Annotated in this window: 12 protein-coding genes; 10 read left to right on the top strand and 2 right to left on the bottom strand. The window is 68.8% G+C overall.

Going from position 1 to position 12973, the window contains the following annotated elements; all coding sequences use genetic code 11:
- Positions 1-40: 40 nt before the first annotated feature.
- A complete protein-coding gene (locus E3O19_RS15980; protein WP_198413934.1) occupies positions 41-1153 on the bottom strand; it encodes an alkene reductase in 1113 nt (370 codons plus the stop codon).
- A gap of 273 nt (positions 1154-1426) precedes the next feature.
- On the opposite strand from E3O19_RS15980, the gene E3O19_RS15975 reads away from it, so the two are divergent.
- Both E3O19_RS15975 and E3O19_RS15970 read left to right on the top strand, forming a co-directional pair.
- Positions 1427-2335, top strand: a complete 909-nt coding sequence (locus E3O19_RS15975) for an alpha/beta fold hydrolase (protein ID WP_166804601.1) — start codon at positions 1427-1429, stop codon at positions 2333-2335.
- Positions 2336-2413: 78 nt separating this feature from the next.
- Entirely contained in the window at positions 2414-2818 is a 405-nt protein-coding gene (locus E3O19_RS15970) for a DUF7882 family protein (RefSeq protein WP_241981436.1), read from the top strand.
- A 5-nt stretch (positions 2819-2823) separates the two neighbouring features.
- Here E3O19_RS15970 and E3O19_RS15965 read toward each other — a convergent pair whose 3' ends face one another.
- Entirely contained in the window at positions 2824-3657 is an 834-nt protein-coding gene (locus E3O19_RS15965) for a carbon-nitrogen hydrolase family protein (protein WP_134569276.1), read from the bottom strand.
- Positions 3658-3856: 199 nt separating this feature from the next.
- Between E3O19_RS15965 and E3O19_RS15960 the strand changes: the two genes are divergently transcribed.
- From E3O19_RS15960 to nadC, 8 genes are all read left to right on the top strand, one after another.
- Positions 3857-4531 (top strand): response regulator transcription factor, encoded by a 675-nt coding sequence (locus tag E3O19_RS15960; RefSeq protein WP_134569274.1) that lies wholly within the window; start codon positions 3857-3859, stop codon positions 4529-4531.
- Positions 4532-4544: 13 nt separating this feature from the next.
- Positions 4545-5912: a sensor histidine kinase gene (locus E3O19_RS15955; RefSeq protein ID WP_134569272.1), complete on the top strand. Its 1368-nt coding sequence runs from the start codon at positions 4545-4547 to the stop codon at positions 5910-5912.
- Between the two features lie 66 nt (positions 5913-5978).
- Positions 5979-7520 (top strand): glycosyltransferase family 39 protein, encoded by a 1542-nt coding sequence (locus tag E3O19_RS15950; protein WP_134569270.1) that lies wholly within the window; start codon positions 5979-5981, stop codon positions 7518-7520.
- 4 nt (positions 7521-7524) lie between these two features.
- Positions 7525-8280: a polyprenol monophosphomannose synthase gene (locus E3O19_RS15945; protein ID WP_134569268.1), complete on the top strand. Its 756-nt coding sequence runs from the start codon at positions 7525-7527 to the stop codon at positions 8278-8280.
- A gap of 95 nt (positions 8281-8375) precedes the next feature.
- Positions 8376-9068, top strand: a complete 693-nt coding sequence (locus tag E3O19_RS15940) for an NUDIX hydrolase (protein WP_134569266.1) — start codon at positions 8376-8378, stop codon at positions 9066-9068.
- Between the two features lie 58 nt (positions 9069-9126).
- Complete coding sequence (nadA, locus tag E3O19_RS15935; RefSeq protein WP_134569264.1) at positions 9127-10443, top strand: quinolinate synthase NadA; 1317 nt, start codon at positions 9127-9129, stop codon at positions 10441-10443.
- A gap of 2 nt (positions 10444-10445) precedes the next feature.
- Positions 10446-12122: an L-aspartate oxidase gene (gene nadB, locus E3O19_RS15930; protein WP_134569262.1), complete on the top strand. Its 1677-nt coding sequence runs from the start codon at positions 10446-10448 to the stop codon at positions 12120-12122.
- Positions 12116-12973, top strand: coding sequence for a carboxylating nicotinate-nucleotide diphosphorylase (gene nadC, locus E3O19_RS15925; RefSeq protein WP_134569260.1), 858 nt, complete (start codon positions 12116-12118; stop codon positions 12971-12973). Before nadB ends, nadC begins: the two co-directional genes overlap by 7 nt.

The raw sequence follows: 12973 nt of genomic DNA, 5'->3' as shown, positions 1-12973 counted from the left end.
CTGGCAGCGGGCCGGGGACCCGGAGCCGGAAGGGCCGGAGTCAGTGCTGGAGTGCCGGGTAGTCGGTGTAACCCTCGGCGCCGGCGCCGTAGAAGGTGAGCGGGTCCGGCGCGTTCTGCGGCAGGTCATTCAGCCAGCGGCGCACCAGGTCGGGGTTCGCGATCACGGCGCGCCCGACGACGACAGCGTCGGCCACGTCGTCGTCGATGATCGACATTGCCTCGGCGCGGGTCGTGATACCGCCGAAACCACTGTTGACCATCACCGATCCACCGAAGCGCGCGCGGAGGCCCTGCACCAGCTCGCCGGCCGGATCCTTGTGCAGGATGCTCAGGTAGGCCAGGCCGAGCGGCGCGAGGGCGTCAGCGAGGGCGCCGTAGGTGGCGGCGACGTCCGCGGCATCCGGCTCGAGCGCGTCCTGGATGTTGTGCTCGGGTGAGACGCGGATGCCAACCCGTCCGGCGCCGATGGCCTCGGCGACGGCCGTGACAACGTCGATGACGAAGCGCGCGCGGTTCTCCGGGGAGCCGCCGAAGGCATCCGTGCGCTGGTTCGACGCCGGCGAGAGGAACTCGTGCAGGAGGTAGCCGTTGGCGCTGTGAATCTCGACGCCGTCGAGTCCGGCGGCAATGGCGTTCTTGGAAGCCTGCACGAACTCGGCGATCACGCCAGGCAATTCGTCTTCGCGCAGTGCCCGGGGCACGGGGTACGCGTGCTTTCCGTCGTAGGAGTGGGTCTCGCCGACGATGGCGATCGCGCTCGGCGCGACGACCTCCCGGCCGCCGTTCGTGGCCGGGTGGGTGACCCGGCCGGCGTGCATGACCTGGGCGACGAGGCGACCCCCGGCGGCGTGCACGGCGGTGGCGACGTTGGTCCAGCCCTCGATCTGCTCGGGTGTGACCAGGCCGGGCTGGCCCGGGAAGCCCTGGCCGACGTGGCTCGGGTAGGTGCCTTCGGTGACGATCAGGCCCAGGGTCGCGCGCTGGCGGTAGTGCTCGACGACGATCGGCCCCGGAACGCCTTCCACGCCGGACCTCACCCGGGTCAGGGGCGCCATCACGAGGCGGTTGGGAAGTTCGAGGTCACCAAGGGTGAGGGGAGAGAAAAGATTCACTGTTGCTCTTTCTGTCGGACGGACACCACCGGGCGGCATGACGCCGCCGCCGCATCGGAAGGCGGGTGCCCCTGTCGGCAACAGGCCCGGCGCCCGGTCTATTCCGCCGAACCGGGCAATCCGCACGGCCGTCGGCAACGAACCCCTGTCATGACCATCCTCATGGCGCGACCGGCGCGGACCTCCGCCGTACTCCCTGACGGCGCCGATGCGCCTGCTGAAGCGTGGCCCGCAGCGCGGCCGTCGACCGAGCAATACTGCCCTTTCCCGCTCTCTTCCGATCCCCGCCGGTTCGGTTTGACGACCAGCACGATGCGACTGCGTGGCGGAACGATCGTGGTGCGCCACGGTCGCCGCACAGCCGGCGACACCGCGACGATCCTGCTCCACGGCGCTGCCGGGTCCTGGACGACCTGGACACCGATGCTCCAGGCCGCTCGTTGCGCCGCAGGACCGGGATTCACCGATCTGATCATCCCCGACCTGCCCGGCTGGGGTGACAGCACTCTGGAAACGGACACCGGAGCGCCCACCATCGAGGCGACGGCCACGCTCGTCGCGGAGATCGCCGAGGCGCTCGGCTACCGCCGCTGGCAGGTGCTCGGCCACTCAATGGGCGGCTTCATCGCCCTGGAGCTCGCGGCGTCCTTCGCGGCCGAGACCACATCGGTCGGCCTCATTTCGGCGACCACCTACTCCGTGATCGACAGTGTCCGGCACCCGGTGTCCCGCGTCGGCATTCTCCCGGCCTACACCGCGCTGCTCGGGGTCATGCTCGTGCTCGCCCGGTTCGGACGTGCTGGAACTTCCCTCGTGCGGGCACTCGACCGGCTCACGGTGCTCCGCGCCCTGACCGCTCCCCTCTTCGCCCGGGTCGCCGCGGTACAGCCGAGCGTGATCTCCGCGCTCGCCACCGAAGTGCGGCCAGGCCGCTTCGCCGCCGCATCCGCCCTCGCCGGCCGCTACGACGCGGATTCCGCCTGGTCGCGGATCCGCTGCCCGGTCCGGTCCACCCGCGGAGACTCCGACGTGTTCGTCGCGGAGGCCGACACGGCCAGGCTAAGCCGGGTCATCCCAGACTTCACGCCGCACACCCTGCCGGGCACCGGGCACTTCGGCCATGTCGAGCGTCCGGGCGAGACCCTGCGCTTGCTCGGCCCCGTTCCAACCCCGGCGCCGATTCCCTTGTCAACGGTCGCCAATGCGACCACACTGAGGTGATCACTAGTTCCTGAGACAAGGTCACACCGAATCACAGGCTCACGAGCGCTTTTTTCGACCGAATGAAAGCGGCACACCATGGGTTCCTTGACGTATGACCGGGTCACCGTCGAATTCGACGATCGGATCCTGGCGCACCTGCAGATCGTGATCGTGCAGAAACTACGCCGCGGGGAGAGTTTCCTGCTGTCCTGGCGCAACGCGGCCGAGGCCGGGAACGGCCGTAGTTCCGCATGGCTACACCCGGCCATCCCGCTCTACTTCAAGTTCTCCGGCGGCCAACCGCCCACGATCAACCCGCTCTGGCTCGCCCAGCTCACCCGGTCGGCCAACAGCTCGCAGGGCCTGGTGGCCACCGGCGAGGAGCGCTCCATGGCCGAGCCTGAGGTTCCCGGCCATCCGGAGCGCAATCATCGGCCGGACCAGAAGTTCACCGTGCGGGCCGCCCCTGCCTCACAGGAAACGATCGCCACCGAAGGCTGAGCCTGTCAGCGCGGCAGCACCGTGAAACGCCGCAGCGCCAGCGCGGGGTTCACCGCCCGCACAGACTCGACCCGAGCCCGCGAGACCCAGGCGACCGCGACATCCGAGGTTTCACCGATGGTGACCAACTCGACCCCCATCGGATCGACCACCATGCTGTTGCCGACTCCAACGGGCGGGGCATGGTCGGCCGCGGCGACGTAGACCGTGTTCTCGAGTGCGCGGGCGGTGACCAGGGTGCGCCAGTGCTGTTCCTTCAACGGGCCTCGCACCCACTCGGACGGCACGAGGACGAGATCGGCTCCGGCGTCGACGAGACGGCGGGTCACCTCGGGGAAACGGATGTCATAACAGGTCTGCATCCCGACCGTCAGCCCGCCGACGCGGAACGTCTCCGGCGCCTGAACCGCTCCAGGCAGCACCCAGTCCGACTCCCGGTCACCGAACGCGTCGTAGAGGTGAAGCTTGCGATACGTCGCAACCAGCTTTCCCGACGGATCGACGGCGACGAGAGTGTTGGAGAACCGATCCGGGTCAGCCGTGACCTCGAGCATGCCGGCGACGACATGCAGCCCGAACTCGCCGGCGAGCGCGGCGAGCGCGGTCAGGAAGGCGCCATCCAGCGGTTCCGCCGCCGCGACGAACGAGCGGCCCAGCACGGGCTCGAAAAAGGACGAGTACTCCGGGAACACGACCAGACGGGCGCCGCGGGCGGCCGCAGCGCCCGCCAAAGCCCGGATGGCGGCGATGTTGCCCGCCTGGTCTGCACCCGGCCTGAACTGGGCGACGGCCACGCCGATGGCGGCGGCTGGATCGTCGACAGCAGCGTAATCGATCATGGCGCCAGCCTAGCCGCCGCTCGCGGCCAACGGACGAGCGGCCGACGGACGAGCGGTCTGCGCCGGCCGGACGGTGACAAGTCTGACAAACGGCTGCGATTCCGGCACCGGAATGCCCCATGCGAACCACGGCGTCGCGCCGGGCGACGATGACGTGCCAGCATGAGGTGAGACGGTCCCGGCAACCGAAAGGCATCCGATGAAGATCTTGGTCGTGGAAGACGATGACCAGATGGGCGAGCTCATCGAGCGCGGCCTGCATGCCGAGGGCTACGAGATCGTTCGGGCCGGAAACGGAATGGATGCTTTGATCGCGATCGCCAACGACGATTTCGCCCTCGCCGCGATCGACGTGATGCTGCCGCAGATGAGCGGTTTCGAAATCTGCCGGCGCATCCGCGACGCTGGCAACACGATGCCCGTTCTCCTGATCACCGCACGGGACACCGTCGAGGACCGGGTCTTCGGCCTCGACAGCGGAGCAGACGATTACCTCACCAAACCCTTCGCCTTCGCCGAACTCACCGCACGGGTTCGCGCGATGCTCCGACGACATTCGATGGGAACTCCGGCGAGCCTCGAGCTGGGCAGCCTGGCCATCGACTCCCGCGACTTGAAGGTGACCGTGGCCGGCCGCACACTCTCGCTGAGCCCGAAAGAGGTCGCCCTGCTGCGCCTGCTTTGCAGCCACGCGGGTGAGACAGTCGACCGGGCGACGATCCTCGAGGAGATCTGGAACGGCACGGAGCACATCGATCCGAACATCGTTGACCAGTACATCAGCTACCTTCGGCGAAAGATCGACTCCGACGCAGCCGGCATCCGCATCGTTACGGTGCGCGGCGCCGGCTATTCCGTCGAGCTGACGCCGTGACGGAAGCCTCCAGGTGAAACTGCCCGGCCTGTCGATCAGGGGCCGCATCAGCATCGGCAGCGTGCTCATCGCCGCGGTGCTGTTTGGCTCTGCCGCGTTCTTCTTCCGCCTCGAGGTGCAGTCGCTCCTGATCGACACGACCGAAACGCTCCTGCGCAACGATGCAGCCCCCCTCGTCGCCGACCTCGTCCGCCACCCGACCGAGCCGATCGACGCTCCGACGGAAGGCCAGCTCATCGCTGTGATCGACCCCGACGGGGAACTGCACAGATCCTCCCTCCCGAGGAGCCTGAACAATCGTCTTGACGACCTGGCGGATATCGGGGAGCATCCGCAAACCGTCGACACGGGGAACACCCGCTACCTGGTCGCGTCGACGGTCGTCGTCACCGACACCGGCAACTGGGTGGTCGTCACCGCCCGCAATGAGGAGGCATTGTCGCTGCTCGTCGACGAGCTGACCCGAGTGCTGACGATCGGCACGATCGTGCTCACCGTCGGCTTCGGCCTGGCCTCCTGGCTGTTGACCGGCGCCGCGTTGCGACCGGTGAATCGCCTCCGTGCCGAGGCGGAGAGCCTGAGCACCGCCGGGACGTCCGCCCACCTCCTCGTTCCTGCCGGCAACGACGAGGTGAGTCGGCTCGCGATCACCCTCAACGACTTCATCGGGCGTCTCCGCCGCGGCATCGATCGCGAGAAACAGGTGGTGTCGGATGCCAGCCACGAGCTCCGCACCCCCCTGGCCGTGCTGAAGTCGCAACTCGAGCTCGCCCGGCTCAACTCGGGAGACGCTCCGGCCCTCGAGCAAGACATGGCCGACGCATCCGTCACCGTAGACCGGCTCGCGCGGCTTGCCACCAACCTGCTGGAACTGTCCAAGCTGGAGGGGCACCAGCCGCCGCCCGAGACGAATTGGAACGGCCTCGTCGCCGAGGTCTCCGCGTCGGTGGACCGCGCACGGGTGGTGCAGAACGGCGCGGACCTCGATGTCGACTATCTGGTCGACGGTGAGGATCCCGACGGTCGTTACGCTATTTCGCCGACCAACGTCGGCCAGCTGGTCGACAATTTGGTCTCCAATTCGGTCAATGCCATGCGCGGAAAGGGCGCGGTCATGGTGACCCTGCACCGGGCCGGGAACGAGATGCTGCTGACGGTGCAGGACACGGGGCCGGGGATGCCGGAGGGTTTCATCCCGGTGGCCTTCGATCGTTTCTCCCGGCCGGAGCATTCGCGGGCGGGCGGCGGCACCGGTTCTGGTCTCGGACTCGCCATCGTCCACGCCATCGTCGACCGGGCCGACGGGACGATCTCGCTCCGGAACACCGGCGGCGGTCTTGCCGCGGAGGTCCGGCTTCCCCGCCACACGCGAGCAACCTGAGAGCCTTCGCAGGCTGCCGCCCGGCGCTCGGGGCAAACGTTAACCCGGGTGACTTAACGTTGTGCTGTGTCCTTCCTCAGCGTGCTCCCGACCACCGAGGCCCACCCAGGGCCCAGTGTGCCGCCCGCGCGCGGTCCCCTGCTGCCGGCCGCCCTGCTGGGCCTGCTCGGCATCCTCGTCTCCGCCTTAGGTTCATGGCAGCCGTCGTACTGGGGCGACGAGGCGGCGAGCGTCATGTCGGCGGAGCGATCCCTGCCGTCGCTGTTCCGGATGCTCGGAAACGTGGATGCCGTGCACGGCACCTACTACCTCATCCTGCACTTCTGGATCCAGGCCTTCGGCGCGACCGAGTTCTCGACCAGGCTGCCCAGCGCCATGGCCATCGGACTGGCCACCGCGGGCACCTACCTGCTCGCGCGCCGGCTAACCGGCACCACGGTGGCGATGATATCCGCACTCGTCTTCGTCCTGCTCCCCCGCGTCACCTATATGGGAGCCGAGGCACGCTCGACTGCCATGGCGACGGCCCTCTCGGTCTGGCTGGTGGTGTTGCTCGTGCACATCGTGTGCAAACCGTGCACCGGGCGCCTGGCCCGCGCTGGAATGTGGGCGGGCTACGCCGCACTGCTCGCCACCGGGATCTACATGTTCCTTTACGTTGTGCTGCTCATTCCGGTGCTCGCCATCGCGGTTTTCCTGCTGACCCCGAGGGACACCCGGCGGACCGCGACCTTCCGAGCCTGGGCAGTGTCCAGCGTCGCGGGCCTGTTCCTTGCCCTTCCGGTCATGATCGCGAGTGTGCAACAGCGCGAGCAGATCGCATTCATCGGCCGCCGCCCGCAGATCGCGGTGCTGGACGCAGCCGTGCGGCAGTGGTTCGGGAATACTCCGCTGGCGGTCGTCGCCTGGGGCCTGGTCGGCGTGGCCATCGTGACCGTTTACCTGCTCCGCGGCCGGCGGGCCGCCATGCCGGCGACCAAGCACGCCCTCACCATCGCCCTGGCCTGGATGCTCTTCCCGAGCGCCGTACTCCTGGTCGGTACCCACGTCGTGACCCCGATGTATTCACTGCGCTACCTGTCGATCTGTACTCCGGCCGCTGCCATCGCGGTGGGAATCGGAATCGCCTGGCTGAAGCCGCGGTGGGCGCAGGCATCGGTCCTGGTACTGATCGTGTCGCTCATGCTGCCGATCTACCAAGCCCAGCGCGGTAAATACGGGAAGAACTCCGGCAGCGACTGGCGCCAGGCAGCGGACATCGTGCAGGCCGGTGCGCGACCGGGGGACGCGATTGTCTTCGATGAGAGCGTGCGCCCGTCTCGGAAGCCCCGCCTCGCCCTGCACCTGTACCCGTCGGCGTTCCAGGACATGCGGGACGTGACCCTCGCCCGCGCCTATGACGCGACCGGCTCCTTGTGGGACGTCACTTTGCCACTGGCCTCCGTCGGCGATCGCCTCACCGGCACGAACACCGTGTGGGTGCTTCAATACAAGGGAAGCAAGGAGTTCACGTCCGGGAACGACATCCGGACCCTCCAGCAGCTCGGATTCACGGTCACCGGGTCCACGACCGTCAACCGCACCATCATCATCGAACTGACAAGGTAGCTTCATGGCACAGACTCTGGTCATCATTCCGACCTACAACGAGCGCGACAACCTCGGCCCGATCGTCGGCCGGGTTCGCGCCAGCGTGCCGGATGCCGACGTGCTCGTCGTCGACGATTCGTCGCCGGACGGCACGGGCGCCCTGGCCGACGGGCTCGCCGCGTCGGACGCCGCGGTGCACGTACTCCACCGCACGAGCAAGGAGGGCCTCGGCGCCGCCTACCTCGAGGCATTCTCCTGGGCACTCTCCCGCGGCTACGACCGGCTCGTGCAGCTCGACGCTGACGGCTCGCACCTCCCTGAGCAGCTCCCCGCCCTGCTCGCCGCCGCCGATTCGGCCGACGTCGTGATGGGGTCGCGCTGGGTCCCCGGCGGCGAGGTGAAGAACTGGCCCCGGCACCGCCGAATGCTCTCCCGCGGCGGCTCGATCTACTCCAGGGTACTCCTGCGGCTGCAGGAGCGGGACGTGACCGGGGGCTACCGGGTGTACACCGCCCACGCGCTGGAACGAATGAGGCTGTCGAGCGTCGAGAGCCTCGGCTACTGCTTCCAGATCGACATGCTGCTGCACGCCGTGCGCGCCGGACTCCGGGTGGTCGAAGTACCGATCACGTTCGTGGAGCGCACCCGTGGCTCCTCGAAGATGAGCGGCACAATCGTGATCGAGGCCATGGCCCGTGTCACGATCTGGGGTCTGACCGGCAAGGGAGCGCGGCGCGCCGTTGAGCTGCAACCCTCGGCACTTGTCGATCGAGACTGACCGGCGATCCTGCGGTTGTGAGTTCGGGTCATTCTGACTATATGATGGAGCCACCAGTTAGAGTCACACTGACCTTTACTTAGTGGATACCGCAGATGACCGCACCAGCCCAGGCGACACTCGCCGTCTCGACTGTCATTTTTGCGCTCCGCTCCGATGCGGAGTCCGATTTCAAGACCCTGTGGCTGCCACTCGTGCGCCGCACCCGGGAGCCGTTCCACGGCCAGTGGGCGCTCCCCGGCGGGGGACTTCCGGCCGCCGAGGAACTCGCGACGGCCGCCGCACGCACCCTGCGGGGGACCACCGGCCTGACGCCCAAATACCTGGAACAGCTTTACACCTTCGGCGACCCCGGGCGCTCCCCCGGCGGCCGTGTGGTCTCGGTGGTCTACTGGGCGCTCGTCGAATCCGACGAGGCGGCAGTCGCCGAGGTCGGCGACAATGTGCAGTGGTTCCCGGCCGACAGGCTCCCCGAGCTCGCCTTCGACCACAATCGGATCGTTGAGTACGCGTTGTGGCGGCTCCGCACAAAGGTCGAATATTCCCGGATCGCCCATGCCTTCCTCGGCGAGACCTTCACCCTGGCGCAGCTCCACGACGTGCACGAGGCCGTGCTGCAGAAGGCGCTCGACCCGGCCAACTTCCGCCGAACCATCGAGTCATCCGGCACGATCGTCGACACCGGGGAGCGCGTAGCCGGCACCCGGCATCGGCCACCGCGGCTGTACCGCTACAACGACTCCGTACGGGCCGTCGACCTGGGCCCGCTGGGTCCATCGATCGGCTGAGCCGGATGTCCGGCCCCGAGACCTTGCTTCGCCTTTCTGACCATCGAGGAGTAACCGTATGACCATTGCATCCGTTGACCAGGCCATCCAGCTGATCAGCAGCGGCGCCGCCGCGGGCAGCACCTGCAGCCCCGAGCTCGCCGCCGGGCCGTGGGAATTCGACGCAGGAACGCCGGGTTATGGTCCGGGCTCGTCCATGGGAGACGTGATCCCGACCGGTTCGCCACGGCAGGGGGCTCTGCCGGAGACCTACCGGGTCGCGTCACCGGAAGAACTGGCCGGGCGCATCCGCGCCGCAAAGGACACCCTCGGCGACCGGGTGGTCATCCTGGGGCACTTCTACCAGCGGGACGAAGTGCTTCAGCACGCCGACTTCGTCGGCGACTCGTTCCAGCTGGCCCAGGCCACGAAAAGCCGGCCCGACGCAGAGGCGATCGTCTTCTGCGGAGTGCACTTCATGGCGGAGACCGCCGACCTGCTCTCAACCCCGGCCCAGGCCGTCATCCTGCCCAACCTGGCCGCCGGCTGCTCGATGGCCGACATGGCTGACATCGACTCCGTCACCGATTGTTGGGAACAGCTCGAGGAACAGTACGGCACCACCCCGGATGCCAACGGCCGGGTGCCCGTCATCCCGGTCACCTACATGAACTCCTCGGCGGCGCTGAAGGCCTTCTGCGGCGCACATGGCGGAATCGTCTGCACCTCCTCGAACGCGCCGGCCGTGCTCGAGTGGGCATTCGAGCGCGGCCAGCGGGTGCTCTTCTTCCCCGACCAGCACCTGGGCCGCAACACAGCGAAGGCGATGGGCGTGCCGCTGAACCGGATGCCGATGTGGAACCCGCACAAACCGCTCGGTGGCAACACGGCAGCCGAGCTCGACGCCGCTCAGGTCGTGCTCTGGCACGGTTTCTGCAGCGTGCACAAGCGCTTCACCGTCGACCAGATCGAGATCGCTCGCCGGGAGCACCCCGGTGTGCGAGTGATCGTGCACCCGGAGTGCCCGATGGCCGTCGTCGACGCCGCGGACGAGTACGGTTCCACCGACTACATCAAGAAAGCCATCGAGGCGGCTCCCGCAGGGTCGACGTTCGCCATCGGTACGGAGATCAACCTGGTGCAGCGCCTGGCTGCCCAGCACCCGGAACACACCATCTTCTGCCTCGAACCGGTGATCTGCCCGTGCTCGACGATGTACCGCATCCACGCCGGCTACCTGGCCTGGGTGCTCGAGGCTCTGGTCGGCACCGTCGACCGGCAACCCGTGGTCCTCAACCGGATCGTCGTGCCGGACGACGTCGCGGCGCCCGCCCGCACCGCCCTCGAACGGATGCTCACGGCCTGGCCGCCCGCACCGGCCCGCCAGGACGCCTGAGCATGGCGAACGTCCTCGTCGTCGGCAGCGGCCTGGCCGGGCTGCTCGCCGCCATCCGGGCGACCGACGCCGGCCACACCGTCACCCTGGTGACCAAGGCGGCCCTGCCGGACAGCAACACCCGGTACGCCCAGGGCGGCATCGCCGCGGCGATGTTCCGCGACGACTCGGTGGAATCCCACATGGTCGACACTCTGCGCGCCGGGGCCGGGCTCTGCGATCCCGCCGCCGTAGAAGTGCTCTGCACGGAGGGTCCGGCCCGGGTGCGGGACCTCATCCGCTTCGGCGTCGATTTCGACCGGGACGAGTCCGGAGTCACCCGCGGGCTCGAAGCCGCACATTCGAGGTCGCGCGTGCTGCACGCCGGCGGCGACGCGACCGGTGCCGCCATCGAGTCGGCCCTGGTCGCCACCGTGCGGGAGCGCGCGGAACGCGCCCGCACACGCCCACCGGGGACCGAGGGCGCCGGCCCCCGCCTACTCATCCGGGAACACACCATGCTCGTAGACCTCGTCGTGGACGGAGGCCGGGCGGGCGGCGCGATCCTGCTCGGGCCGGATGGCGAACTGCAGAGCGTCGCCAGCGACTCGGTGATCCTCGCCACCGGGGGCGCGGGCTCCCTCTACCCGCACACCACGAATCCGGCCCTCGCCACCGGTGACGGTGTGGCAGCGGCCTGGCGGGCCGGCGCGGCCGTCGCCGACCTGGAGTTCTACCAGTTCCACCCGACCGCCCTCGCAGTCCCTGGCACCCCTCTCATATCGGAGGCCGTGCGCGGCGAGGGCGCCGTGCTCCGCAACAGGCTCGGTACCCGCTTCATGCTCGACGTGCACCCGGGGGCCGAGCTCGCGCCCCGCGACGTCGTCGCCCGGAGCATCGCCCATGAGATGGCCCGGCAAGACGGGACCCCCATACTCCTGGACGCCACCGGGCTCGGCCGCGACCTACTCGAGACCCGCTTCCCGACCATCACCGCAGCCTGCCGCGAGGCCGGACTCGACTGGGCTGCCGAACCGATCCCGGTCGCCCCGGCCGCTCACTACTGGATGGGCGGCGTGATCACCGACATCTGGGGTCGCGCGAGCCTGCCCGGCCTCTACGCCGTCGGCGAGACGGCCCGGACCGGGGCGCACGGCGCCAACCGGCTGGCCTCGAACTCCCTCCTCGAGGCTGCCGTGTTCGCCGACCGGGCCGTGCGAGCACTCGGCCTGTCCCCTGTCGACGGCGCGAACACCGGCACCGACGCCGACCCCGCCCGGGCCACGACCGACTATCGGCATTCGGCGGCCCGCACCTGTGCCGGTCGGCCGACCCCGCACAGCGCCTTGCCGTTCGCCGACCGAGAGGGCATCCAGCGTGTCATGTGGCGGTACGCCGGCGTGCTCCGCAGTGGTGAGGGCCTCGCCGCCGCCGCCGCGATCCTGGCCGGCTGGAACCGCCCCGCCACCGGACTGGAAGTCGACCCCCGCCTGAATATGCAAATCCAGGCATACGAGGATGCGAACCTGTTCGACCTCGCCCGGATCACCGTTGCGGCAGCACTTGGCCGGGAAGAATCCCGCGGCGCCCACTACCGCTCCGACTTTCCGGCCAGCCGGCCGGAACTCGCCCACACTGTCGCCCCCAGCCGGGAACTCAGTGAAACGTACACCGAGGCCGAGGAGGCCATCGCATGCTGACCATGAGTGCCATCGATAACGTCGTGCGCGCCGCCCTCGACGAGGACGCACCCTGGGGCGACGTGACCAGCGAGGTGCTCATCCCCGCCGACGCCGTGGCGACCGCCCAGCTTGTGGCGAGGGAGGCGGGGGTCTTCAGCGGCGGGGCGGTATTCGCCTCGGCATTCCGGCTGACCGACCAGCGCATCGATGTGCGCGTGTTCGTGGCGGACGGCGCCGCCTTCGAGCCGAGAGAAGTGCTCGCTGAGGTGTCGGGGCCCGCCCGCGGCATCCTGCAGGCGGAGCGGATCGGACTGAACTTCGTGCAACGGATGAGCGGCATCGCCACCCTCACTGCGCTGTATGTCGCCGAGACGGCCGGCACCCGCGCCCGGATCGTGGACACCAGGAAGACCACTCCCGGCCTGCGCGCGCTCGAACGCCACGCCGTGCAGAGCGGCGGCGGTCACAACCACCGCTTCAGCCTGTCCGACGCCGTGATGGCCAAGGACAACCATCTGGCCGTGCTCACCGCCGGTGGCCTCGGCCTCACTGAGGCGCTGCTCCAGGTGCGGGACCGGATCTCGCACACCACCCACCTCGAGGTGGAGGTAGATCGGATCGACCAGATCGAACCGGTGCTGGCCGCCGGCGTCGACACCATCATGCTCGACAATTTCACGCCGGAGCACCTTGCCGAGGGTGTCCGGCTGACCGCCGGCCGCGCCCTGGTCGAGGCCAGCGGCGGGGTCTCGCTGTCCACGGTGCGCGCCATCGCCGAGTCGGGGGTCGACATCATCTCGGTGGGTGCCCTCACCCACAGCGTGCGTTCGCTCGACCTCGGCCTCGACGTCCTGGTACTCCAGGGCTGA

This window comes from Cryobacterium algoritolerans (assembly GCF_004402785.1).
GTDB lineage: Bacteria > Actinomycetota > Actinomycetes > Actinomycetales > Microbacteriaceae > Cryobacterium > Cryobacterium algoritolerans.
Note: the sequence above shows the minus strand (reverse complement) of the source record. Positions and strands in the feature narration are given on the sequence as shown.

Bases quoted from the DNA above. Each gene is read 5' to 3' on its own strand.
- E3O19_RS15980 (WP_198413934.1), bottom strand. From the start codon at position 1,153: ATGCCGCCCGGTGGTGTCCGTCCGACAGAAAGAGCAACAGTGAATCTT.
- E3O19_RS15975 (WP_166804601.1), top strand. From the start codon at position 1,427: ATGCGACTGCGTGGCGGAACGATCGTGGTGCGCCACGGTCGCCGCACA.
- E3O19_RS15970 (WP_241981436.1), top strand. From the start codon at position 2,414: ATGGGTTCCTTGACGTATGACCGGGTCACCGTCGAATTCGACGATCGG.
- E3O19_RS15965 (WP_134569276.1), bottom strand. From the start codon at position 3,657: ATGATCGATTACGCTGCTGTCGACGATCCAGCCGCCGCCATCGGCGTG.
- E3O19_RS15960 (WP_134569274.1), top strand. From the start codon at position 3,857: ATGAAGATCTTGGTCGTGGAAGACGATGACCAGATGGGCGAGCTCATC.
- E3O19_RS15945 (WP_134569268.1), top strand. From the start codon at position 7,525: ATGGCACAGACTCTGGTCATCATTCCGACCTACAACGAGCGCGACAAC.
- E3O19_RS15940 (WP_134569266.1), top strand. From the start codon at position 8,376: ATGACCGCACCAGCCCAGGCGACACTCGCCGTCTCGACTGTCATTTTT.
- nadA (WP_134569264.1), top strand. From the start codon at position 9,127: ATGACCATTGCATCCGTTGACCAGGCCATCCAGCTGATCAGCAGCGGC.
- nadB (WP_134569262.1), top strand. From the start codon at position 10,446: ATGGCGAACGTCCTCGTCGTCGGCAGCGGCCTGGCCGGGCTGCTCGCC.
- nadC (WP_134569260.1), top strand. From the start codon at position 12,116: ATGCTGACCATGAGTGCCATCGATAACGTCGTGCGCGCCGCCCTCGAC.